Annotated in this window: 23 protein-coding genes and 1 tRNA gene; 17 read left to right on the top strand and 7 right to left on the bottom strand. The window is 59.7% G+C overall.

What is annotated here, in order from left to right; all coding sequences use genetic code 11:
* Positions 1–12 precede the first annotated feature (12 nt).
* From phrB to ACWKWE_RS10480, 8 genes are read left to right on the top strand one after another with little or no spacing between them, the layout of a single operon-like run.
* Positions 13–1,458 (top strand): deoxyribodipyrimidine photo-lyase, encoded by a 1,446-nt coding sequence (phrB, locus tag ACWKWE_RS10445; protein WP_483850434.1) that lies wholly within the window; start codon positions 13–15, stop codon positions 1,456–1,458.
* The gene (locus tag ACWKWE_RS10450) at positions 1,451–1,876 is read left to right on the top strand and encodes a nuclear transport factor 2 family protein (RefSeq protein WP_166597249.1); all 426 of its coding nucleotides are present in this window, start codon (positions 1,451–1,453) and stop codon (positions 1,874–1,876) included. Before phrB ends, ACWKWE_RS10450 begins: the two co-directional genes overlap by 8 nt.
* Positions 1,873–2,661: an SDR family NAD(P)-dependent oxidoreductase gene (locus ACWKWE_RS10455; protein ID WP_483850435.1), complete on the top strand. Its 789-nt coding sequence runs from the start codon at positions 1,873–1,875 to the stop codon at positions 2,659–2,661. Before ACWKWE_RS10450 ends, ACWKWE_RS10455 begins: the two co-directional genes overlap by 4 nt.
* Entirely contained in the window at positions 2,658–3,905 is a 1,248-nt protein-coding gene (locus ACWKWE_RS10460; RefSeq protein WP_483850436.1) for an NAD(P)/FAD-dependent oxidoreductase, read from the top strand. The genes ACWKWE_RS10455 and ACWKWE_RS10460 overlap by 4 nt, the downstream gene beginning before the upstream one ends.
* An 11-nt stretch (positions 3,906–3,916) precedes the next feature.
* Entirely contained in the window at positions 3,917–4,720 is an 804-nt protein-coding gene (locus tag ACWKWE_RS10465; protein ID WP_483850483.1) for a DUF1365 domain-containing protein, read from the top strand.
* Positions 4,707–5,969, top strand: coding sequence for a class I SAM-dependent methyltransferase (locus tag ACWKWE_RS10470; protein WP_483850437.1), 1,263 nt, complete (start codon positions 4,707–4,709; stop codon positions 5,967–5,969). The genes ACWKWE_RS10465 and ACWKWE_RS10470 overlap by 14 nt, the downstream gene beginning before the upstream one ends.
* The gene (locus tag ACWKWE_RS10475) at positions 5,962–6,477 is read left to right on the top strand and encodes a DUF2878 domain-containing protein (protein ID WP_166597253.1); all 516 of its coding nucleotides are present in this window, start codon (positions 5,962–5,964) and stop codon (positions 6,475–6,477) included. Before ACWKWE_RS10470 ends, ACWKWE_RS10475 begins: the two co-directional genes overlap by 8 nt.
* Positions 6,478–6,535: 58 nt before the next feature.
* On the top strand, positions 6,536–6,853 hold the full coding sequence (locus tag ACWKWE_RS10480; protein ID WP_483850438.1) for a YkgJ family cysteine cluster protein: 318 nt from the start codon (positions 6,536–6,538) through the stop codon (positions 6,851–6,853).
* Between the two features lie 184 nt (positions 6,854–7,037).
* Here ACWKWE_RS10480 and ACWKWE_RS10485 read toward each other — a convergent pair whose 3' ends face one another.
* From ACWKWE_RS10485 to hemA, 6 genes are all read right to left on the bottom strand, one after another.
* Complete coding sequence (locus tag ACWKWE_RS10485; protein WP_166597255.1) at positions 7,038–7,556, bottom strand: acyloxyacyl hydrolase; 519 nt, start codon at positions 7,554–7,556, stop codon at positions 7,038–7,040.
* Positions 7,557–7,668: 112 nt separating this feature from the next.
* The gene (gene murI, locus ACWKWE_RS10490) at positions 7,669–8,469 is read right to left on the bottom strand and encodes a glutamate racemase (protein WP_483850439.1); all 801 of its coding nucleotides are present in this window, start codon (positions 8,467–8,469) and stop codon (positions 7,669–7,671) included.
* 11 nt (positions 8,470–8,480) lie between these two features.
* Positions 8,481–9,236: a molybdopterin-synthase adenylyltransferase MoeB gene (locus ACWKWE_RS10495; protein ID WP_483850440.1), complete on the bottom strand. Its 756-nt coding sequence runs from the start codon at positions 9,234–9,236 to the stop codon at positions 8,481–8,483.
* Complete coding sequence (gene prmC, locus ACWKWE_RS10500) at positions 9,230–10,063, bottom strand: peptide chain release factor N(5)-glutamine methyltransferase (RefSeq protein WP_483850441.1); 834 nt, start codon at positions 10,061–10,063, stop codon at positions 9,230–9,232. Before prmC ends, ACWKWE_RS10495 begins: the two co-directional genes overlap by 7 nt.
* The gene (gene prfA, locus ACWKWE_RS10505; protein ID WP_483850442.1) at positions 10,064–11,146 is read right to left on the bottom strand and encodes a peptide chain release factor 1; all 1,083 of its coding nucleotides are present in this window, start codon (positions 11,144–11,146) and stop codon (positions 10,064–10,066) included.
* The gene (gene hemA / locus ACWKWE_RS10510) at positions 11,143–12,420 is read right to left on the bottom strand and encodes a glutamyl-tRNA reductase (protein WP_166597260.1); all 1,278 of its coding nucleotides are present in this window, start codon (positions 12,418–12,420) and stop codon (positions 11,143–11,145) included. The genes prfA and hemA overlap by 4 nt, the downstream gene beginning before the upstream one ends.
* Positions 12,421–12,677: 257 nt before the next feature.
* Here hemA and ACWKWE_RS10515 point away from each other — a divergent pair, with 257 nt between their 5' ends.
* The 9 genes from ACWKWE_RS10515 to ACWKWE_RS10555 all read left to right on the top strand — a co-directional run bounded on the left by ACWKWE_RS10515 (position 12,678) and on the right by ACWKWE_RS10555 (position 20,633).
* Complete coding sequence (locus ACWKWE_RS10515; protein WP_166597261.1) at positions 12,678–14,405, top strand: tetratricopeptide repeat protein; 1,728 nt, start codon at positions 12,678–12,680, stop codon at positions 14,403–14,405.
* A 3-nt stretch (positions 14,406–14,408) separates the two neighbouring features.
* A complete protein-coding gene (lolB, locus tag ACWKWE_RS10520) occupies positions 14,409–15,026 on the top strand; it encodes a lipoprotein insertase outer membrane protein LolB (protein ID WP_483850443.1) in 618 nt (205 codons plus the stop codon).
* Positions 15,027–15,028: 2 nt separating this feature from the next.
* Positions 15,029–15,880: a 4-(cytidine 5'-diphospho)-2-C-methyl-D-erythritol kinase gene (ispE, locus tag ACWKWE_RS10525; protein ID WP_166597263.1), complete on the top strand. Its 852-nt coding sequence runs from the start codon at positions 15,029–15,031 to the stop codon at positions 15,878–15,880.
* A gap of 35 nt (positions 15,881–15,915) precedes the next feature.
* Positions 15,916–15,990 (top strand) — tRNA-Gln (locus tag ACWKWE_RS10530).
* A gap of 47 nt (positions 15,991–16,037) precedes the next feature.
* Positions 16,038–16,979, top strand: coding sequence for a ribose-phosphate pyrophosphokinase (locus tag ACWKWE_RS10535; protein WP_037018241.1), 942 nt, complete (start codon positions 16,038–16,040; stop codon positions 16,977–16,979).
* A gap of 139 nt (positions 16,980–17,118) precedes the next feature.
* Positions 17,119–17,724, top strand: coding sequence for a 50S ribosomal protein L25/general stress protein Ctc (locus tag ACWKWE_RS10540; RefSeq protein WP_166597264.1), 606 nt, complete (start codon positions 17,119–17,121; stop codon positions 17,722–17,724).
* Between the two features lie 75 nt (positions 17,725–17,799).
* Positions 17,800–18,384, top strand: coding sequence for an aminoacyl-tRNA hydrolase (gene pth, locus ACWKWE_RS10545; RefSeq protein WP_166597265.1), 585 nt, complete (start codon positions 17,800–17,802; stop codon positions 18,382–18,384).
* Between the two features lie 20 nt (positions 18,385–18,404).
* The gene (ychF, locus tag ACWKWE_RS10550) at positions 18,405–19,505 is read left to right on the top strand and encodes a redox-regulated ATPase YchF (protein ID WP_483850444.1); all 1,101 of its coding nucleotides are present in this window, start codon (positions 18,405–18,407) and stop codon (positions 19,503–19,505) included.
* Between the two features lie 207 nt (positions 19,506–19,712).
* Entirely contained in the window at positions 19,713–20,633 is a 921-nt protein-coding gene (locus ACWKWE_RS10555; protein WP_483850445.1) for an Abi family protein, read from the top strand.
* Positions 20,634–20,677: 44 nt separating this feature from the next.
* Here ACWKWE_RS10555 and ACWKWE_RS10560 read toward each other — a convergent pair whose 3' ends face one another.
* Positions 20,678–21,379 (bottom strand): glutathione S-transferase family protein, encoded by a 702-nt coding sequence (locus ACWKWE_RS10560; RefSeq protein ID WP_166597267.1) that lies wholly within the window; start codon positions 21,377–21,379, stop codon positions 20,678–20,680.
* Between the last annotated feature and the right edge of the window lie 113 nt (positions 21,380–21,492).

The raw sequence follows: 21,492 nt of genomic DNA on the forward strand, positions 1-21,492 counted from the left end.
GGATTCAAGAGCATGCAATTGATCTGGCTGCGCACCGACCTGCGCGTACACGACAACACCGCCTTGAGCGCTGCGATGAAGCAGGGACCGACGCTGGCTGTGTACATGATCAGTCCCGCGCAGTGGCAGAGCCATGACGATTCGCCGAACAAAGTCGATTTCTGGCTGCGCAATCTTGAGGCGTTGAAGCACGAACTGAATGCCCTCAATGTGCCGCTGCTGATCGTGCACGCCAACACGTGGGACAAGGCGCCGAAAGCCCTGCTGGACCTGTGCACGGCCCACAACGTCGAGCATGTGCACGTCAACGAAGAATACGGTGTCAACGAAGATAACCGGGACAAGGCCGCCCAAGGGGCGCTTGATGAACACGGCATCGGCTTCACCCGTCACCTCGATCAGCTGTTCTTCCCGCCTGGAAGCGTGCTGACCAAGACCGGCGGTTACTTCAAGGTCTACACCCAATTCCGCAAAGTCTGTTACCAGCGTCTGCATCATTCGATGCCGTCGGTGATTCGCTTGCCAAGTAAACAGTCGAATGTGCATGTGAAAAGCGACGCCGTGCCTGATCACGTCAAAGGCTTCGCGACGCCCTCCGACGCGGTGCGCAAGCTCTGGCCTGCCGGTGAAGATGAAGCGCGCAAACGTCTTGAACACTTCACCGACGACCAGGTGCATTACTACAACGACGAGCGCGATTTCCCCGCCAAGCCTGGCACCAGCCAGCTCTCTGCGTACCTGGCGGCGGGCGTGGTCTCGCCCCGTCAGTGCCTGCATGCGGCCTTGCGCAGCAACAACGGCGAGTTCGAGACCGGCAACGTCGGCTCGGTGACCTGGATCAACGAGCTGCTGTGGCGCGAGTTCTACAAGCACGTGCTGGTCGGCTTCCCGCGTGTCTCCCGCCACCGCGCGTTCCGGCCTGAAACCGAAGCCTTGAAATGGCGTCACGCGCCCAAGGAGCTGGAAGCCTGGCAACAAGGCCGCACCGGGATTCCCATCGTCGATGCAGCGATGCGGCAATTGGTGCACACCGGCTGGATGCACAACCGCCTCCGCATGATCGTGGCGATGTTTCTGACCAAGAACCTGCTGCTCGACTGGCGCGAAGGCGAGCGGTTCTTCATGCAGCATCTGATCGACGGCGACCTGGCAGCGAACAACGGCGGCTGGCAATGGAGTTCGTCCACCGGCACGGATTCCTCGCCGTATTTCCGCATCTTCAACCCGCTGAACCAGTCCGAGCGATTCGACCCGGAAGGCCTGTTCATCAAGTATTGGGTGCCGGAGCTGAAAGACCTGAACAAGCGCGACATTCACGATCCGTCGTCCCTCGGCGGGCTGTTTGGCGTCGAAGGCTACCCCTCGCCTATCGTGAACCTGAAGGCCAGCCGCGAGCGCGCGCTCACGGCGTTCAAATCCCTGCCCCATCGACAAGCAGAGACTCAAGACCATGAGTGAATTCCTGCGCGATTACGCCCGGCGCTTCGCCGAACTCGACAAAGACAATCTGCATCTGCTGGACGAGTTGTACAGCGCGGACATTGACTTCGCCGACCCGTTGCACGAGGTCCACGGCCTGCCCGAGCTGCACCGGTATTTCGCCGAGCTGTACGCCAACGTTCGGGATTTGTCGTTCGAGTTTCACGCCTTCGACCAAGTGCGCGAAGGCAAGGGCTATTTGCGCTGGACCATGACCTACCGCCATCCGCGCCTCAATCAAGGCGAGCCGATTGCCGTGCAAGGTTGCTCGCACCTGCTATGGGCCGAGAACAAGGTGTTTCAACACCGCGACTATTTCGACGCAGGCGCGCTGCTCTATGAGCATCTGCCAGTGATGGGCCGCATGATCGGCTGGCTCAAAAGGAGGCTCGCATGACGCGCCGCATCTGGTTGACCGGCGCCAGCAGCGGGATTGGCCTGGCGCTCGCGGAAGAGCTGCTGAACGCCGGCCACGAGGTCGCGCTGACGGCCCGCAGCGTCGCGCCGCTGGAGGCACTGGAGCAGCGGTTCCCCGATCAGGTACTGCTCGCACCCGGCGACGTCACCGACCTGCAACAGGTGACGGCGATTGGCGAACGCATCGCTCAGGTCTGGGGTGCGCTGGACACCGCGATCCTCAACGCGGGCACCTGTGAATACGTCGACACCCACCACTTCGACGCGCGGCTGGTCGAGCGGGTGGTGAAAACCAACCTCATCGCCACCTCGTATTGCGTTCAGGAAGCGCTGATTCTACTGCGCCTGGGCAAACGCCCTCACCTCGTCGGTGTCGCCAGTTCGGTGGCGTTTCTGCCGCTGACCCGCTCGGAAGCCTATGGCGCGTCGAAAGCCGGTTTGCGCTACCTGTTTCAGTCGCTGCGCATCGACCTGGCCCACGAAAACATCGACGTCACGTTGATCAACCCCGGTTTCGTCGATACGCCGCTCACTGCGAAGAACGATTTCGCGATGCCGTTGCGCTGGTCTGCTCCAAAAGCCGCCCACTTCATTGCGCAGCGTCTGGAGATAACCCGGCGCCCTCTGGAAATTTCCTTCCCGTTCCTGCTGATCCTCACGCTCAAGGCTATGGCCATTCTGCCCGGTCGTCTGCAGCTGGCGCTGAGCAAACGCATGGTGCGCGCTTCTGGTTCGGCTCCCGGCCAACGCGAGGGCGCGCAATGAAGATCGCGATCATCGGCAGCGGCATTTCCGGCCTCACCAGCGCCTGGCTGCTCAACCGCGTGCATGACATTACCGTGTTTGAGGCTGACAGCTGGATCGGCGGGCACACGCACACGGTTAACGTGACGGTGAACGGCAAGACCCACGCGATCGATACCGGTTTCATCGTCTTCAACGACTGGACCTACCCCAACTTCATCAAGCTGCTCGGCAAGCTGGGCGTGGCGTTCAAACCCACCGAGATGAGCTTTTCGGTGTGCGATCCGCACAGCCAGACCGAGTACAACGGCAACAACCTCAACAGCCTCTTCGCCCAGCGCAGCAACCTGCTGTCGCCGACCTTCTGGGGCATGCTGCGGGACATTCTGCGCTTCAATAAACAGGCGTTCGCCGACCTGCAAAGCCAGCGCATCGCCGCCGACACCACCCTCGGCGCCTACTTGAAATCCGAAGGCTATGGCCAGCGCTTCACCGACCATTACATCGTGCCCATGGGCGCGGCGATCTGGTCGATGTCGTTGAAAGACATGCTGGGGTTTCCACTGCAATTCTTCGTGCGTTTCTTCAAGAATCACGGTTTGCTGTCCGTCAGCAACCGGCCGCAATGGTGTGTGATCGAAGGGGGCTCAAGCCGCTACATCGAGCCATTGACGGCCTCGTTCCGGGAACGCATTCGCCTGCAATGCCCGGTCAGCCGCGTCGAGCGCGACAGCGACGGGGTGACGGTGCACAGCGGCAGCGGCAGCGAGCGTTTTGACAAGGTGATTTTCGCCTGTCATAGCGATCAGGCCCTGGCGATGCTGGCCGAACCCAGCGCCAACGAGCGAGACATTCTCGGCGCCCTGCCCTACGCCGACAACGACGTGGTGCTGCACACCGACACCCGCCTGCTGCCCAAACGCCCGCTCGCCTGGGCCAGCTGGAATTACCGGCTAGGCGGCGCGGGCGATCAATCAGCCGCCGTCACCTACGCGATGAACATCCTGCAAGGCATCGACAGCGACACCACGTTTTGCGTCAGCCTCAACCAGACCCCGGCCATCGACCCGAGCAAGATTCTGGCGCGCTACCGCTACGCCCATCCGCAATACAGCCTCAACGGCATTGCCGCCCAAGCCCGCTGGCAAGAACTGTTTGGCGCGCAACACACCTATTACTGCGGCGCGTACTGGGCCAGCGGCTTTCATGAAGACGGCGTCGTCAGCGCGCTGCGCGTGGCGTCCGCCTTCGGAGAATCCCTGTGAGCAGCCTGCCGATGAACAGCGCCCTTTACAGCGGCCTGATCACCCATCGACGTTTCGCGCCGAGGGCCCACGCGTTCACCTACCGCATCGGCATGCTGTACCTCGACCTCGATGAACAGGACGCCGTGATGCGCCTGTCTCCGTTCGCCGGGGTGGGGCGTCTGGCGCCGTTTTCGTTTCGGCCCAATGATTACCTGCGCGAATACACCCGCCGGGGCATTTCACTGACCGGCGCCGTGCGCGAGATCATTCGCCAATCCTTGGGCCGCGCGCCGCTGGGCCGCATCTGCCTGCTGACCCAGGCGCGCAGTTGGGGTCTGTCGTTCAACCCGGTGAGCTTCTTCTATTGCTTCGAACTGGACGGCACGTTGGCCGCGATTGTCTGCGAAGTCACCAACACGCCGTGGCGCGAGCGCTATCACTACGTCCTGCCCGCCAGTACCGCCGAGGGCCATCAGCATTTCGCCGTGGCCAAGGCGTTTCACGTCTCGCCGTTTCTGCCGCGGGATCTGGAATACCGCATGAGCTTCAGCCAGCCCGACGAGCGCCTCGGCGTGCACATGGCCGACTGGCAGGGCAACGAAAAGATGTTCGACGCCACGCTCAATCTGCAACGCCAGCCCATGAGCCGCGCGACGTTGCACCGTCATCTGCTGAGCTTCCCGTGGATGACCGCCAAGACTTGCCTCGCCATTTATTGGCAGGCGCTGCGGCTGTTCGTCAAACGCATACCGATTTTTTCCCATCAGGCCGCCGAAGGCTCGTACCGCATTGCCGCCGCTCAACAGAAGGAACGACGTCATGAAAAGCAGTAGCGTATCTGCCGGGTTCGGCGCTAACAGCCTGACCTCCAACCTGCTGCGACGCGGCGTACTGCGGCAGCTTGAGCACCTGCGCTACGGCCAGTTGGTGGTCTACGAAAACAACAACCGCCACGTGTTCGGCGCGGCGGGCGCGGCGCTGCAAGGTGAAATCCACGTGCAGGACGCGGCCGCGTGGGGGCTGGTCGCCAGCAATGGCTCGATTGGCGCCGGCGAGGGGTTCATTCATGGCTACTGGACCACCCCGGACCTGACCGCCGTGGTCCGCGTGTTCGTCAGCAATCTGGACGTGCTCGATGCAATGGAAGGCGGGCTGGCGCGACTGAGTCGGCCATTTGTGCAAGGCCTGCACTGGCTCAACCGCAACACTCGTAAGGGGTCGCAGAAAAACATTGCCGCCCATTACGACTTGGGGAACGACCTGTTCGAGCAGTTTCTCGACCCGACGATGATGTATTCGGCCGCGCAGTTCCTCAGCCCCGACGACACGCTGGAACAGGCGCAGCTGAACAAGCTGGAGCGCATCTGTCAGAAACTGGCGCTCAAGCCTTCCGATCACCTGCTGGAAATCGGCACCGGCTGGGGCAGCATGGCGATCTACGCTGCGCAGCAGTACGGCTGCAAGGTCACCACCACGACCCTTTCGAAAGAGCAGTTCGCGTACACCGAAAAACGCATCGCCGAACTGGGCCTGGGCGAGCAGATCACGTTGATGCTCAGCGACTACCGCGACCTGACGGGCCAGTTCGACAAACTGGTGTCCATCGAGATGATCGAAGCAGTGGGCCATCGCTTTCTGCCCACATATTTCAAGCAATGCACGCGGTTGCTCAAGGACGACGGCCTGATGCTGCTGCAGGCGATCACCATCCGCGAACAGCGTTATGTGCAGGCCATGCGGAGTGTGGATTTCATCCAGCGCTACATTTTCCCCGGCGGCGCGCTGCCTTCAGTCACCCGGATGTTGGACATCGTCAGCAAGGACACCGACATGAACCTGCTGCACATGGAGGATTTCGGGCTGCATTACGCACGGACCTTGCGCATGTGGCACGACAACTTCCGCCACGCGGCCGGCTACCTGACCGAGCTTGGCTACGACGATTATTTCCTGCGTTTGTGGGAGTTTTACCTGTGCTACTGCGAGGGCGGTTTTCTGGAGCGCACCATTGGCACCGCGCAGTTGCTGCTGGCCAAACCCCGCGCGATCACGGCGCCGCTGTTGGGGCGGTTCGATGCTTAAAAAGCTGGCCAACGCGGCGCTGTTTCAGATCGGCTGGTTCACCTGTGTGTTGGGTGGAAACAGCGGGTGGCTGTTGCTCGTGCTTGCGATTTTGCTGGTCCATTTGTGGCTGATCGGCTCTTGGCAGGCCGAGGGCAAATTGCTGATGACAGTGTTCGCGCTAGGCTGCGTGATCGACAGTGCGTTGATCAAAGTCGGGGTGTTCGATTTTAGCGAAGCCGGTCGCGTCATTCCGTTGTGGCTCGCCTTGTTGTGGCCGTTGCTGGCGACAACGCTGGGGCATTGCCTGGCGTGGACCGCGCGGCCCTGGTGGCTCGGCAGCGCGCTTGGCGCTATTGGCGGCCCGGCGTCCTACATCGCGGGCTCTCACCTGACCTATGTTCATTTGCCATTGGGCGTGTGGCCGAGTGCATTCATCATCGGCGCAATCTGGGCGGTGGTTTTTCCGTTGCTGCATTGGCTCGCGGCGTGGTTCCGTCAAGCGCACCGCCACGAAGCGTCCGCTTGAAAGCCGCGTCCGTCAGACCAGCCCCCGATGCACCAGCCGCTGCTTTACACTGCGGCCCATGACTGCCATCCCCTTGCTTCAACTCCCCGTCACGCCCCCCGAGCCTGCCGTAACGTGCTCAACCTGCGCCGCTTGCTGCTGTCAGCTGGAAGTGATGCTGATCACCGACACGGGCGTGCCCGAACGCTTCATCGACACTGACGATTGGGGCGGTGAGGTGATGCTGCGCCTGGATGACGGCTGGTGCGCGGCACTGGATCGCGACACGATGCGGTGCACGATCTACGACCGAAGGCCGCTGATCTGCAGGGAATTCGAGATGGGTTCGCCGGAGTGCATCACCGAGCGGGAAGGGATTGCGACGGCGTATCTGTGATCGCCGCTCGTCAACTGCGCTTGTCAACTGTAGGAGCGTGGCTTGTCCCGCGATCGGCGGGGAACCCGTCGTGAAACCAAACGATACGGTGTGTCAGACACACTGCGTTAGCCGGTTTGCTGCCGCTTCGCAGCAGATCGCGGGACAAGCCGCGCTCCTACAGTCAGTGACTATCGAACGGTATTCAGAACGGCATCGTGTAATGGATGGCGTAGCTTTCGATCCCGTCGTTGTCGCTGGTCATGCCGCCATTGGAGTAGTGAGTGGCACGCAGGCCCACTTCATGTCCACCGGCGAAACGCAGGCCGAAACCGATACGGTCTTCGAACTGAAAGGCGCTGCCCATTTTGTTGCCTTCGACTTCGGTGCGCTGGAACACAGCACCACCGATACCGGCTTCGATATAGGGTTTGACGCTGTCGCCAGCGAACTCATAAACGAACACCGGAGAGAACGACAGGCTGTTGTTGCTCGCGCTCTTGTCACCTTCCCAATAGGTATAGGCGCCACTCCAGTAACCGGTCAGACGACCGACGCTGGTCTGCCACCAGCTTTTATCCCAATCAAACTGCGCGCCCAGACGATAGGTCATGGTCGACTCGCCAGTGTGCCCCACTGAGAACTCAACCCCATCAGCCTGTGCAATCGCACTTTGCCCCGACAACGCAGCCGCAATCGCAGCCAAACAAAACAGTCGCTTCATCTGAAACTTCCCATTTCCGAGTGCAGTTAGAAATTTTTATATCAACAGACCGGGTGTAGAAATCTGCCGGTGAACATAAGTTCAGCGCGGAACAGTGCTATTCACGTTTTTTTCACGAGACGAAGCTTCGCACACTGTCAGATTTTTTCCATAGTAACGGTAGGATGTTTCTGAAATTTTCTGGACTGCCGCTCGTCCAGAACTGCGTTGGCAGAGGCCTTCCGCTGGCGAGAAGGTCCCGCTGACTGAGTAGCCGCTGGAGTTGACGGGCAACTGCAGCGCCCGTATCGATCAGGGTGATCGACGCCGGAATCATCTCGCGCAGCAGCGGTTTGAGGAATGGATAGTGGGTGCAACCAAGGATGATGGTGTCGCAACCCGCTGCCAGCAGTGGGTCCACGTAACCCTGCAATAACTGCCGAATGACCGGGCTGACCAGGTCGCCGGTTTCGATCAGCTCGACAAGCCCCGGACACGGTTGGGTAATCACGTGAACGTCCGTTGCGAAACGGTCCAGCAAAGCCGCGAACTTCGCGCTTTGCAGGGTCCCGGTGGTTGCCAGCACGCCCACTACGCCGCTTTTAGTCGCTGCCGCAGCGGGTTTGACCGCAGGCTCCATGCCGACCAGGGGCCAATCCGGGTAACGCTGACGCAGATCGGCGACCCCTGCCACAGTGGCCGTATTACAGGCGATCACCAACGCCTTGGCGCCCTGTTCGCGAAAAAATTCTGCGATATCGACGCAACGCTGGCGAATGAACTCTGGGGTTTTTTCGCCGTAGGGGATATGCCCGCAGTCGGCAACGTACAGCAGGGATTCATTAGGCAGCAGTTGATGAATTTCACCCAGCACCGACAGCCCGCCGACGCCGGAATCGAACACACCTACCGGCGCGTCGTTGTCTCTAGCCATGTTCGACCGTTCTAGCCATGGGCTGCACCGCAGACACTGCAACCCGGATCACGTTTGACTTTCAGTTCGCGGAATCGCGTGCCCAAGGCGTCGATCAACAGCAACCGCCCCACCATCGGATCGCCAAAACCGGCCAGCAGTTTAAGCGCTTCAAGGGCTTGCAGGCTTCCCACCAGCCCGACCAGCGGACCGATGACACCGGCTTCGCTGCACGTCAGTTCGCTCTCACTTCCGTGCCCATACAAACAGTGGTAGCACGGGCTTTCGGCGCGTCGCGGGTCGAACACCGAGAGCTGCCCTTCCAGCCGAATCGCAGCGCCACTCACCAGCGGTTTAGCCGCAGCGACGCAGGCCGCGTTGACGGCTTCGCGGGTGGTGAAATTGTCGGAACAGTCGAGCACCAGATCCACGGCGTCGACCGCCGCAGCCAGCGAATCTTCATCCAGCGCCACACGATGGGGCACCAGCTTCACGTCAGGGTTGATCGCGGTCAGGCGGGCCATCGCGGAATCGACCTTGCCCTGCCCGACGCTCTGGGTGTCGTGAATGATCTGACGTTGCAGGTTGGTCAGATCGACCGTGTCGAAGTCCGCGAGGTGCAACTCCCCGACCCCGGCAGCGGCCAGGTACAGCGCCACCGGCGAACCCAGTCCGCCGACGCCGACGATCAGCGCACGGCTCTGCTTGAGGCGCATCTGGCCGTCGATATCAACCTGTTGCAGCAGAATCTGCCGACTGTAGCGCAGCAGTTCTTCGTCGTTCAGCACGGCACGCGCCCGAAAGTGATGCGTTCGTGATCCCCCAGATCGCGGCGGGTCTGGATCTGTTCGAAGCCATGGGTGTTGAGCAGATCGCGCACTGCGGCGCCCTGATCGTAGCCATGTTCCAGCAACAGCCAGCCACCCGCTGCCAAATGGGCTGGCGCCTGTGACACGATCAGACGCAGATCGTCGAGGCCATCGGTGCCCGAGACCAGCGCGCTACTCGGCTCGAAGCGCACGTCGCCTTCTACCAAGTGAGGATCGTTGGACGCTATATAAGGAGGGTTGCTGAGGATCAGGTCGAACCGCTGGCCCTCGACGGCGCCGAACCAGTGGCTGCGCAGGACATTGGCGTTATCCAGGTGCAGACGCTGTCGGTTGCGCTCGGCAAGCTCCACCGCTTCATCCACCCGATCCACCGCCGTGACGTTCCACTGCGGACGGTCCTTGGCCAGCGACAGCGCGATGGCCCCCGTGCCAGTTCCAAGGTCGAGCAAGCGATGGGGAATCGCCCCCGGCAGCAACTCCAATGCGGTTTCCACCAGCATCTCGGTTTCCGGCCGGGGAATCAGCGTGTGCGTCGCGACTTCAAGGTCGATGTTCCAGAAACCCTGTTGCCCCAAAATGTACGCCACCGGCTCCCCCGTGCGACGACGCTGCAGATAGCCGTCGAACGCCTGAGCGGCTTCGGTGCTGACAATACGCTCCGGCCAGGTGTGCAAAAAGCTGCGCGGCTTGCCCAAGGCAGCCGCCAACAGCAGTTCAGCATCCAGACGGGCTGTCGGAGAATCCGGCAGTTCAGCGTTTCTTAACAAGCTGGCGATGATGGTCATTTACTCACCCAGTGCCGCAAGTTGGTCTGCCTGATACTCGGCAAGCAACGGTTCTATCACTGCATCGACCCCGCCGGCCAAAACTTCATCCAGCGAATACAAGGTCAGGTTCACACGATGATCCGTCACCCGCCCCTGTGGAAAGTTGTACGTACGAATCCGCTCCGAACGGTCACCCGAACCCACCAGCAATTTACGCTCGCTGGCGATGGCGTTGGCGGCCGCTGCGGTTTGCTGATCGTTGAGTTTGGCCGCTAACCAGGACATGGCCCGGGCGCGGTTCTTGTGCTGGGAACGCTCTTCCTGGCACTCGACGACGGTGCCGGTTGGCAAATGCGTGATACGAATCGCCGAGTCGGTGGTGTTGACGTGCTGACCGCCGGCGCCCGATGAGCGGAACGTATCCACGCGCAAATCCGCCGGATTGATCTCGATCGCCTGCTTCTCGTCCGGCTCAGGCAACACCGCGACCGTGCAGGCCGACGTGTGAATGCGCCCCTGAGATTCAGTCTCGGGCACTCGTTGCACGCGGTGCGCACCCGATTCGAACTTCAGTTTGCCGTAGACATTGTCGCCTTCGACCCGGGCGATGACTTCTTTGAAGCCACCATGCTCGCCTTCGTTTTCGGAAAGGATTTCCACCCGCCAGCCTCGGCGCTCGGCGTAACGCGAATACATGCGGAACAGGTCGCCCGAGAAAATCGCTGCCTCGTCACCCCCGGTGCCCGCGCGGATCTCCAGAAACACGTTACGGCCATCGTTGGGGTCCTTGGGCAGCAGCATTTTCTGCAAATCGCCTTCCAGCACCAGCAACTGATCTTTGGCTTCGCGCACTTCTTCGACTGCCATTTCACGCATGTCCGGGTCGCTGTCCTTGAGCAGCGCCTGGGCGCCTTCGAGGTCACTCTGCACTTTTCGCAGCTGCGTATAGACCTGAATCACCGGCTCGACTTCCGCGTATTCACGGGAATAGGCACGGAATCTGGTCTGATCGGAAATGACTTCGGCGTCGCCCAGCAGCGCGGTCAATTCTTCGAATCGGTCGCTGAGCACATCCAGCTTATTGAGCAGTGAAGCTTTCATTGCGGGGGTTTATCCGTGGAGCCCTCATTGAGGGCAAAGAGTTCCTGGGCCATGGCCAGCGCATCGACGCGGCCTTCGGCGGACAGCTTCTTTAGTTGCACGCTTGGCGCATGCATCAGTTTGTTGGTCAGGCCACGTGCCAGCGCCATCAGTACCTCTTCCGCATTGCTGCCGTTGGCGAGCATGCGTTGCGCTTTCTGCAGTTCTTCGTCTCGCAGGCGTTCGCTTTGCTGACGATAGGCCCTCAGCACATCGACCGCCGCCAGTTCGCGCAGACGCGACATGAAATCTTCGACGCCGACGCTGACCAGTTCCTCTGCCGCCTGGGCTGCACCCTGGCGACTCTTGAGGTTTTCCGCGACGACTTCGTGCAAGTCATCCACGGTATACAGGTAAACGTCGTCCAGCTCGCCTACTTCCGGCTCGATATCGCGGGGAACGGCGATGTCGACCATGAAAATCGGCTTGTGCTTGCGCAGTTTCAGCGCGCTTTCCACCGCGCCCTTGCCCAGAATCGGCAACTGGCTGGCAGTGGAACTGATGACGATGTCGCTGTTGACCAGCTCGGCAGGGATATCAGCCAACAGGACCGCGTGAGCGCCGAACTCTTCCGCCAGAATGCTCGCGCGCTCCAGCGTCCGGTTGGCGACCACGATACGCTTGACCCCCAGATCGTGCAGGTGTCGGGCGACCAGCGTGATGGTCTCCCCCGCACCGATCAGCAAGGCCTGGCTGCGTTGCAGGTCGCTGAAAATCTGCTTGGCCAGGCTGACGGCCGCGAACGCGACGGACACCGGGTTTTCGCCAATGGCCGTGTCGGTGCGCACCTGTTTGGCCGCGCTGAAGGTCGCTTGAAACAGTCGCCCCAGTAATGGACCGATGGTTCCGGCCTCGCGAGCCACGGCGTAGGCGGATTTCATCTGCCCGAGAATCTGCGGCTCGCCCAGCACCAGCGAATCCAGCCCCGAAGCCACGCGCATCATGTGGCGCACGGCGGCGTCTTCCTCGTGCACGTAAGCGCTGGCGCGGAGTTCGTCGACATTGAGGTGGTGATAATCGGCCAGCCAGCGCAGCACGACGTCAGCGGTGAGCTGGTCCTGCTCTATATAAAGCTCGCTGCGATTACAGGTCGACAGGATGGCGGCTTCGCGGCTCTGGGTCAGACGACACAGTTGCTGCAATGCTTCAACCAACTGCTCAGGCGTAAATGCCACGCGCTCGCGGACATCCACTGATGCAGTCTTATGGTTGATACCCAGAGCAAGAAAGGCCATTCAAGGTCGCTGATGGTGACGTGAAGCCGGCAATTGTCCTACTTCAATAGATTCAGAACAACCACCGCAATACATTCAGAACGTCCGGGACAGTCTATTGTCCCTATAGAGATTCGCTTTACGGCGATGCCCCTGCGACAAATTGTCCAAGCGCGGGCTGTAAATAGCGGGTTCTGGTTTTCAAGTGGGCTGTGGGTTTGCTCCCTGCCTTGTGTCATGATGCTTTCAAACCGCAGGTAAGCCGCCCTCTCTCCTATATGAATAAATCCTCCGCGTTGTTCCTTGCCCTTGTCGTTCTTGGTGGCTGCCAGTCTACGGCCTCCGTTTCGCCACAGCCTGCTGCTGCGACGAAAGAAGCGACGCCCGCTCCTGAGGCCAAGCCTCAGGTCTACGGATCGTTTACCCAGGACACGGTCGTCAGCCTGCTGACCGCCGAACTGGCCGGACAACGCAATCGCTTCGACATTGCGCTGGATAACTACGTGACCCAGGCGATCCAGACCCAAGACCCCGGCATTTCGGAGCGGGCATTCCGCATTGCCGAATACCTGGGCGCTGATCAGGCGGCACTGGACACCTCGATGATCTGGGCCAGAAATGACCCGGACAACCTTGAAGCACAACGCGCCGCCGCCATTCAACTGGCCCGCGCCGGACGCTACGACGACTCCATGCGGTATATGGAGAAGGTGCTTCAAGGTCAGGGCGATACCCACTTCGACTTCCTCGCGCTGTCGGCAGCGGAAACCGACTCCAATACGCGCAAGGGCTTGCTCAACAGCTTTGATCGCCTGCTGGCCAAATACCCGAAAAATGGTCAGCTGATTTTCGGCAAAGCCCTGTTGCTGCAACAGGAAGGTGACAGCGCCGCCTCGCTCAAACTGCTCGAAGACAACCCGCCCGGCGAAGGCGAAGTCGCGCCGATCCTCCTCCGTGCCCGTCTGCTGCAAAGCATGAACCGTGGCAAGGAAGCGATGCCGCTGCTGGAAAAAAGCATCAAGAAATACCCGGACGACAAGCGCCTGCGCCTGACCTACGCCCGCATGCTGGTTGAACAGAACCGCATGGAAGACGCCAAGGTGCAGTTCTCCAGCCTCGTCCAGCAATACCCGGACGACGACGAGTTGCGTTACTCACTGGCGCTGGTGTGTCTGGAAAACAAGGCATGGGACGAAGCGCAGGGCTATCTGGAAGATCTGGTCGCCCGTGGCAGTCACGTCGATGCCGCGCATGTGAACCTTGGTCGTATTTATGAAGAGCGCAACGATCCCCAAAACGCCCTTGCCGAATACGCACAAGTGGGTCCGGGCAACGATTACCTGCCCGCCCAACTGCGCCAGGCGGACATTCTGATGAGCAACGGCAGTACCGCCGAAGCCTCGAAACGACTGGCCCAGGCCCGCGCCGACCAGCCCGACTACATCATTCAGCTGTACCTGATCGAAGCCGAAACCCTGACCAATAACAATCAGAGCGATCGTGGCTGGCAGGTGCTGACTCAGGCACTCAAACAGTACCCGGACGACCTGAACCTGCTTTATACCCGCGCCATGCTGGCCGAGAAACGTAACGATCTGAAGCAGATGGAAACCGATCTGCGGGCGATCCTCAAGCGTGAACCGGACAACGCCATGGCCCTCAACGCCTTGGGCTACACGCTGTCCGACCGCACCACCCGCTACGCCGAAGCGAAAGAATTGATCGAGCGTGCGCACCAGTTGAACCCGGATGATCCGGCTGTCCTCGACAGTCTGGGCTGGGTCAATTACCGCCTCGGCAACCTCGACGAAGCCGAGCGCCTGCTGCGTGAGGCGCTGGAGCGCTACCCCGATCACGAAGTCGCCGCGCACCTGGGCGAAGTGCTCTGGGCCAAAGGCCAACAGCGCGAAGCCCGTAAAGTCTGGGGCAAGGCCCTCGAACAACAACCTGACAGCCCGGTCCTGCGCAGCACCCTCAAACGCCTGACCGGCTCCGAGAACCTCTGATTTATGTCACTGCGCCACGTACTTGCATTCAGCCTCATCGTCCTGCTCGCCGGTTGCGCCGGCATCACCTCTCGTGAAGCCGTGCAGGGCACCGGCGACGCCAACAAATGGCAAGCCAACAAGCAACAGCTCGCGAGCCTCGACGGCTGGGAAATCAATGGCAAAGTGGGGATTCGCGCTCCGAAAGACTCTGGCAGCGGGACCCTCTACTGGCTGCAGCGTCAGGATTACTACGACATTCGCCTCTCCGGCCCTCTTGGTCGTGGTGCCGCTCGATTGACCGGTCGCCCTGGCGCCGTGTCGCTGGAAGTCGCCAATCAGGGCCGTTACGACGCGCCGGACCCCGAAACGCTGCTCAAAGACCAACTGGGCTGGAAGCTGCCCGTCTCGCATCTGGTCTGGTGGGTCCGCGGCCTTCCTGCACCCGACAGTAAAAGCAGCCTGACCCTGGACGGCGACAGTCGCCTGTCCAATCTGGATCAGGACGGCTGGAAAATCGAATACCTGAGCTACACCGAACAGAACGGCTACTGGCTGCCTGAGCGGATGAAACTGCACGGCCAGGATCTCGACGTCACGCTGGTCATCAAGGGCTGGCAACCGCGCAAGCTGGGGCAATGATCATGTCCCGGCAACCATTGACACTTCCCGCGCCTGCCAAGCTGAACCTGATGCTGCACATTCTTGGCCGTCGCCCGGACGGCTATCACGAACTGCAAACGCTGTTTCAGTTTCTGGATTACGGCGATGAGTTGAGTTTCGCACTGCGCGAAGACGGCGAAGTTCGCCTGCAAACGGAATTCCCTGACGTCCCCCACGACAGTAATCTGATTGTCAAAGCCGCCCGCGCACTGAAAGAGCAATCGGGCTCGCCACTTGGCGCTGATATCTGGATCAAGAAACTGTTGCCCATGGGCGGCGGTATCGGCGGTGGGAGTTCGGATGCGGCGACGACATTGCTCGGGCTCAATCACCTTTGGCATCTGGGTTGGGATGAAGATCGCCTGGCGACGCTGGGGCTCAAGCTCGGGGCTGACGTCCCGGTTTTCGTGCGCGGACACGCCGCGTTTGCCGAAGGCGTGGGCGAAATCCTGACCCCTGAAGACCCCGAAGAACCTTGGTATGTGGTGCTTGTGCCGCAAGTCTCTGTAAGTACAGCAGAAATTTTTTCAGATCCACTGTTGACACGTGACACGCCGCCCATTAAAGTGCGCCCCGTTCCCAAGGGAAACAGTCGAAATGACTGCTTACCGGTTGTAGCAAGGCGTTATCCAGAAGTACGTAACGCATTGAATTTGCTAGGTAAATTTACCGAAGCAAAGTTAACCGGAACTGGAAGTTGTGTGTTTGGGGCCTTCCCAAGCAAAGCTGAAGCTGATAAAGTCTCGGCCCTTCTTACAGAGACCCTTACAGGGTTTGTGGCAAAAGGCAGCAACATCTCGATGTTGCACCGAAAGTTACAGACACTGCTCTAAGAGAACCGAGTGCCAGGCACTCGTGCAACAGATACAGGGGCGTCGCCAAGCGGTAAGGCAGCAGGTTTTGATCCTGCCATGCGTTGGTTCGAATCCAGCCGCCCCTGCCATTTTCCTATAGTCATCCAGGCATACCCTAAGCCTCCAGGTACTGCGCGTGTCCAAGATGATGGTCTTTACGGGGAACGCCAACCCCGATCTGGCTCGGCGTGTCGTACGTCAGCTGCATATCCCTCTCGGTGACATCTCTGTCGGTAAGTTCTCCGACGGCGAGATTACCGCTGAGATCAATGAAAACGTTCGCGGTAAAGACGTCTTCATTATTCAGCCGACCTGCGCGCCGACCAACGATAACCTGATGGAACTCGTCGTGATGGCTGATGCCTTCCGCCGTTCCTCGGCTACTCGTATCACCGCTGTTATCCCTTACTTTGGTTATGCCCGTCAGGATCGCCGTCCGCGTTCCGCTCGCGTGGCCATCAGCGCCAAAGTGGTCGCGGACATGCTCACCGTCGTCGGTATCGACCGTGTGCTGACCGTTGACCTGCACGCTGACCAGATTCAGGGCTTCTTCGATATTCCTGTAGATAACATCTACGGCTCCCCTGTTCTGGTGGATGACATCGAAGACCAGCGTTTCGAAAACCTGATGATCGTTTCCCCGGACATCGGTGGCGTCGTGCGTGCACGTGCCGTAGCCAAGTCCCTGGGCGTTGATCTCGGGATCATCGACAAACGCCGCGAGAAAGCCAATCACTCTGAAGTGATGCACATCATCGGTGACGTCGAAGGTCGTACCTGTATTCTGGTCGACGACATGGTCGATACCGCCGGCACCTTGTGCCACGCGGCCAAGGCCCTCAAAGAACATGGCGCTGCCAAGGTCTTTGCCTACTGCACACACCCTGTGCTGTCGGGTCGCGCAATCGAAAACATCGAAAATTCCGTGCTGGACGAACTGGTGGTCACGAACACCATCCCGTTGTCCGCTGCAGCACAAGCCTGTGACCGTATCCGTCAACTGGATATCGCACCGGTAGTCGCTGAAGCGATGCGTCGCATCAGCAACGAAGAATCGATCAGCGCGATGTTCCGTTAAGGGCCCTGCCCTCTCGAAACCTCCGTTGACGAAAAGCGCCCCGCCCCAACAGTGACTGTTGAGGCGGGGCTTTTTTGCCCATATCGAGTTGACGCTGGTCGCAAACGCCGCTCGATGATGGCTATTTTGGAGATACAAAATGACTGACTTTACTCTGAACGCCCAAGCGCGTACTGACCTGGGGAAAGGTGCGAGCCGCCGCCTGCGTCACGCCGCCAGCATCCCTGCCGTTGTTTACGGTGGTAACAAAGCTGCTGAATCCGTGACCATCGTGGCCAAGGAAATCGCCAAACTGTTCGAAAACGAAGCGGCTTTCAGCCACGTTATCGAACTGAACGTTGATGGCGCCAAGCAGAACGTGATCGTTAAAGCGATGCAACGTCACCCTGCCAAGCAATTCATCATGCACGCCGACTTCATTCGTGTTGTTGCTGGCCAGAAACTGACCGCAACCGTACCGGTGCACTTCATCAACGAAGAAGCTCCGATCAAGAAAGGCGGCGAAATCTCGCACACTACCACTGAACTGGAAGTGTCCTGCCTGCCTAAAGATCTGCCTGAGTTCATCGAAGTTGACCTGGGCGCGCTGGAAATCGGCGACAACGTTCACCTGTCCGACGTTAAAGCACCTAAAGGTGTTGAATTCGTCGCTCTGGCACACGGCAAGGACCTGGACATCGCAAACGTCCACGCTCCACGCGTCGTCCAGGAAGAAGAAGGCACCGCAGAAGGCGAAGCAGAGTAATCATTACTCGCTAGCCGGTTGAACCCGTGATGGTGCCCGGCACCATCACACTCGACCCAAGGAAGAGCCCCTGACGTGACCGCCATCCAACTGATCGTCGGCCTGGGAAACCCCGGCCCCGAATACGAACAGACCCGGCATAACGCAGGGGCTCTTTTCGTTGAACGTATCGCCAGCGCACAGCGCGTCAATCTGACGGCTGACCGCAAGTATTTCGGTCTGACGGCTAAATTCAGCCATCAAGGCCAAGACGTTCGTCTGCTGATTCCCACCACGTACATGAACCGCAGCGGCCAGTCTGTCGCAGCGCTGGCGGGTTTCTTCCGGATTCCTCCGCAGGCCATACTGGTGGCCCACGACGAACTCGACCTGCCTCCGGGCGTCGCCAAACTCAAACTGGGCGGCGGACACGGCGGGCATAACGGCCTGCGCGACATCATCGCGCAGCTCGGCAATCAAAACGGCTTTTATCGCCTGCGGCTTGGCATCGGCCACCCCGGCGATGCCAGCCTGGTCTCCAACTTCGTACTGGGTCGTGCGCCACGCGCCGAACAGGAAAAACTGGACGCCAGTATCGACTTTGCCCTCGGCGCGTTGCCGGATGTCCTCGCAGGCGACTTCGCCAAAGCGATGCGTGTCCTGCACAGCCAGAAGGCCTGACATCACTGAGGGGAAACACCATGGGATTCAACTGCGGCATCGTCGGCCTGCCCAACGTCGGCAAGTCCACCCTGTTCAACGCCCTGACCAAATCCGGTATTGCGGCGGAGAACTTTCCCTTCTGCACCATCGAGCCGAACAGCGGCATCGTGCCCATGCCCGATCCACGTCTTCAGGCGCTGGCCGACATCGTCAACCCGAAGCGCATCCTGCCGACCACGATGGAGTTCGTTGACATCGCGGGCCTCGTCGCAGGCGCGTCAAAAGGTGAAGGCCTGGGCAACAAGTTCCTCGCCAACATTCGCGAAACCGACGCCATCGCCCACGTGGTCCGCTGCTTTGAAGACGAGAACGTGATTCACGTCTCCAACAGCGTCGACCCGAAACGCGACATCGAAATCATCGACCTTGAACTGATCTTCGCCGACCTCGACAGTTGCGAAAAACAGCTGCAGAAAGTCACCCGCAATGCCAAGGGCGGCGACAAAGACGCAGTCGTCCAAAAAGGCCTGCTGGAACAACTCATCGCCCACTTCACCGAGGGCAAGCCTGCGCGCAGCCTGATGAAGAACATGGGTGCCGATGAGAAAGCCGTGATCAAGGGCTTCCATCTGCTGACCACCAAACCGGTCATGTACATCGCCAACGTCGCGGAAGACGGTTTCGAAAACAACCCGCACCTGGACGTGGTTCGCGCCATCGCCGAAGAAGAAGGTGCGATGCTGGTGCCGGTCTGCAACAAGATCGAAGCTGAAATCGCCGAGCTGGACGACGGCGAAGAGAAGGACATGTTCCTTGAAGCTCTGGGCCTCGAAGAGCCTGGCCTGAACCGCGTGATCCGCGCGGGCTACGAGATGCTGCACTTGCAGACTTACTTCACCGCCGGTGTCGAAGAAGTCCGCGCCTGGACCGTCCGCGTCGGCGCCACCGCGCCACAGGCTGCAGGCGTGATCCACACCGACTTCGAAAAAGGCTTCATTCGCGCCGAGTGCGTCGCCTACAACGACTTCATCCAGCACAAGGGCGAAGCCGGTGCCAAGGAAGCAGGCAAATGGCGTCTGGAAGGCAAGGACTACATCGTCAAGGATGGCGACGTGCTGCACTTCCGGTTCAACGTTTGATAACGGCGAATAGCAAAAAATAGACGCTAGCGCACTGGGACACTGTGTGACCGGTCATTACCAAACCGGTCTTGGACGTTGACGATAGTCGTCTGCCTCCATAGACTTTGCGCCAAGAATAGCCCCCACGCCTCGGGCGGGATTTATCCCGTACTGCGCACCAGGGGGTTAGTTTTTTCTACCTCATGCCAGCAAGGACGCCCGGGCATGCCACGCACGTCTACCCGCTATTCCAAACCTGCAAAAACTGCTCAATCCCTTCTGCGACACCCTCGGTCCAAAGGCCTCGGCACCCGAGGGCATCGCGAAAAATCCTTACGCGCTCTCGAGTTTATTGGCTACTACCGCCTGCTGATTTACATGCGCCCGCTACAAGATGACCAAAAGCAATTTCACCCCAACGTCCAGTTCGACGACGTGCTTCAGCTCTACGATTTCGACAGGCGGCTGCGTCTTCTTTTTCTGGACGCGGTCGACCGAATCGAAGTGGGATTTCGTGCGGCAATTACCAACACCCTCGCAACGGAAAGATCATGCGGTCCGCATTTCTACCTTGATGCCACCCATTTCAGCGACAGCGCTTCACATCGCGACTTATTGCGCCAAGTCGTCAATCTGCGGGACAAGGACAATTCGGCGCTCAAACATTACTACGCGAACTACAACACTCCAGCCCTTCCCCCTGTCTGGACAGTGCTCGAAGCCATGACGATTGGCCAGATGTCTCGGCTTTTCTGCGATCTGCATCTGGATCATCGCAAATCAATAGCGAACAAGTTCGGGTACGACGAGACAGTGCTGGTGACTTGGCTAAAGAGCCTGACATTGCTACGTAACGTCTGCGCTCACCATGGCCGGCTATGGAACGCCTCAATCACAGCAAGCTCGCCAAAATACGCGAGTTCGATAGCTGCGGAGTTTCCCTCTCACTCTGATCGAGGACGGCTGTTCACCCGTGCGGTCGTCGCTCAGGCGCTACTGGTCAAGATTGACCCCTCATGTGACTGGAAGGACCGCTTCAAATGCCTGATGGGGACCCTGCCCGTCACAGCGCTCACCAAAGCAGGCCTGACAACCTCCTCACTCGGCCTGCTTCCGGATTGGGAAACTCGACCGTTCTGGAACTGATCGTAAGCAACAATCAGTTCCGGAATATCGTCCCGTTTCCCTCACTACACCTTCGGATAATTCGACGGAAACAGCGCGCGCTTCGCTTGTTCGTCCATGTCTTTCTTGAACGCCAACTCTTTCCCCACATTCCGCGCGCGCTGGGCAGCAGGGCGGGCTTCGATGCGCTGGAACCAGCGTTTGAGATGCGGGAAATCAGCGAGCGCATCTTCCGAGCCTTTCATCACACGAGGCGCCCTGATCAGCCAACCCCACGTGGAAATGTCGGCAAGGGTGTAATCGTTGCCGACGATGTATTCACGGTTGGCCAGGTGCGTATCAAGCACTTCGTAGTGACGCTCGATTTCGCGACGGTAGCGGTTGATGGCGTAGTCGTTGCCCTCGGGGGCTGCGTATTGAAAGTGCACCGCCTGCCCGGAAAACGGCCCCAAGCCCGACGCGATGAAGAACAGCCAGGACAGCAGTTCGGGCTTGTCTTCAGGAGCGCCCATGAACTGACCCGTCTTTTCGCCCAGGTACAGCAGAATCGCGCTGGAATCGAACACGCGCACTGCTTTGCCGCCAAGGCCGTCGGTGTCGATGATCGCCGGGACTTTGCCATTGGGGTTTACGGCGCGAAATTCGGGCAGATGCTGCTCGCCCTTGCTGGTGTCCACCGGCACCACCTCATAGGCCAGACCTGACTCCTCCAGGAACAACGCAACTTTGGCCGGATTGGGGGTTGGGTGAAAATAGAAACGAATCATGGCGGTCATCTCTGAAAGGTCGAGGTCGGGAAAAACAGGTTTTAGTTTTAGAACGACTGTTTTAGATTAGGCGAACTACGGAGCAAGACGCAACGCCTGCGTTTGCCCCTGAG

The sequence above is a fragment of the Pseudomonas salicis genome, from assembly GCF_057128705.1.